1 protein-coding gene and 1 pseudogene are annotated in these 1,895 nt (G+C 70.5%); both read left to right on the forward strand.

Annotated features, from left to right (window positions below):
- A pseudogene (locus tag DLJ47_RS34590) lies at positions 1 to 102 on the forward strand (IS982 family transposase); the annotation flags it as partial.
- Positions 103 to 266: 164 nt separating this feature from the next.
- Positions 267 to 1,820 carry a M1 family metallopeptidase gene (locus tag DLJ47_RS34595; protein WP_446723644.1) on the forward strand — a complete coding sequence of 518 codons (1,554 nt, stop codon included), beginning with the start codon at positions 267 to 269 and terminating at the stop codon, positions 1,818 to 1,820.
- The last annotated feature ends 75 nt before the right edge of the window (positions 1,821 to 1,895 follow it).

A 1,895-nucleotide genomic window follows, 5' to 3' on the forward strand; every position in this document is an offset into this window, starting at 1 on the left:
GTGCGGGTGGCCCAGCGTCTCCTGGCCATGGCTGCCGCCATCTGGCACAACAACAAGACCGGCGCACCCGTCACCCGGTCACTGATCGCCTACGACCACTGACCGGGATTCGGAACTACTCGTCTAGTCGGTAATGCTATCGAAATATTTCCATCCGGGGAACCACCGCCACCATCGCCGGGCGGAACGGCGCTGCTGTGCGGTGGCGGCGCGACGGGCGCGACATGTTCACATGTGTCGATTAGGTTGACCGTGCGAACACCCCGATGGAGGGAGTCCACCCCGTGCGACGAGCGCTCACGGCGGCCATCGCCGCCCTGACCGTCACCACCGCCGGCACCCTGGTCGCCGGCACCCCCGGCCACGCCGCCCTACCGGGCTGGGGTCGGCCGGTCCTGCCCACCGCCGCGCCGCAACCCGGCGGTCCAGGGCTCGGTGACAGCTACTTCCCCGACTACGGCAACGGCGGCTACGACGTCGAGCACTACGACGTCCGGCTGCGCTACGACCCGCAGACCGACCTGCTCACCGGCACCACCACCATCCTGGCCCGGGCCACCCAGGACCTGTCCCGGTTCAACCTCGACTTCCTGCTCGACGTCGACTCGGTACGGGTCAACGGCTGGCCGGCCACCGCCACCCGGGAAGGCGTGCACGAGCTGGTCGTCACCCCACGCCGGACGGTGACCGCCGGTCAGCAGCTCACCGTGGTGGTGCGCTACTCGGGCGTGCCGTCCGAGACGCTGGTCGGCGGCTACACCGGCTGGACCCGTACCGACGACGGGGCGATGGCGGTGAACGAACCGGAGTCGGCCTGGTGGTGGTTCCCCAGCAACGACCACCCGACGGACAAGGCCACCTACGACATCTCCGTCTCGGTGCCCACCGGCGTCGAGGTGATCAGCAACGGCGTCCAGCCGCGGCCGCCGGTCGCCGAGGCCGGCAACCGCACCCGGTGGAGCTGGCGCACCACCTCGCCGACCGCCACCTACCTGGCCTTCCTCGCCATCGGCCAGTACGACATCGTCAGCGACACCGCGCCGAACGGCCAGCCGGTGGTGAACGCGTACAGCACCACGCTGGGTGAGCTGGGGCCGGCCGCGCGGGCCAGCATCGAGCGCACCGCCGAGATCGTCGAGTGGGCCAGCGGGATCTTCGGCCCGTACCCGTTCGAGGCGCAGGGCGGCGTGGCCGGGCCGGTCGACGGCATCGGCTTCGCGCTGGAGACGCAGACCCGCTCGGTGTACGGGCCGGGCTTCTGGCGCCGCGGCGCCAACACCTACGTGGTGGTGCACGAGAACGCCCACCAGTGGTTCGGCGACTCGGTCTCGGTGGGCGACTGGAGCGACATCTGGCTCAACGAGGGCTTCGCCTCCTACGCCGAGTGGCTCTGGTCCGAGGAGCAGGGCGAGGGCACCGCGCAGGAACTGTTCGACTTCACCTACGCCAGCTACCCGGCGGACGACGAGTTCTGGCAGGTTCCGCCGGGTGAACCCGGCCCGAACCGGATCTTCGACGGCGCCGTCTACGACCGGGGCGCGATGGCGCTGCACCAGCTCCGGCTGGCCGTCGGCGATGACGCGTTCTTCGCGATCCTGCCGGCCTGGACCGCCGAGCACCGGCACGGCAACGCGAGCATCGAGCAGTTCCAGGCCCTCGCCGAGCGGATCTCCGGCCTGGACCTCGACGACCTCCTCGACGCCTGGCTGTTCACCCCCGGCCGCCCGGACGTGCCGACCACCGCCCGCAAGTCGACCCCGCCCACCGAACCGAGGTCCTGGGCCAAACTCCGCGCCGCCCACCAGCTCCTGACCCGCTGACCCCACGACCCACCACCTTGATCATGAGGTTGGCGGCACGGGCCGATACGACCGCCGCCACTGTCTCTTATACAT

The sequence above is a fragment of the Micromonospora sp. S4605 genome (assembly GCF_003176715.1).
Classification (GTDB): Bacteria; Actinomycetota; Actinomycetes; order Mycobacteriales; family Micromonosporaceae; genus Micromonospora; species Micromonospora echinaurantiaca.

What these genes read in the sequence shown, in the direction of transcription:
- DLJ47_RS34595 (WP_446723644.1), top strand. Translation starts at nt 267, where the DNA reads ATGGAGGGAGTCCACCCCGTGCGACGAGCGCTCACGGCGGCCATCGCC.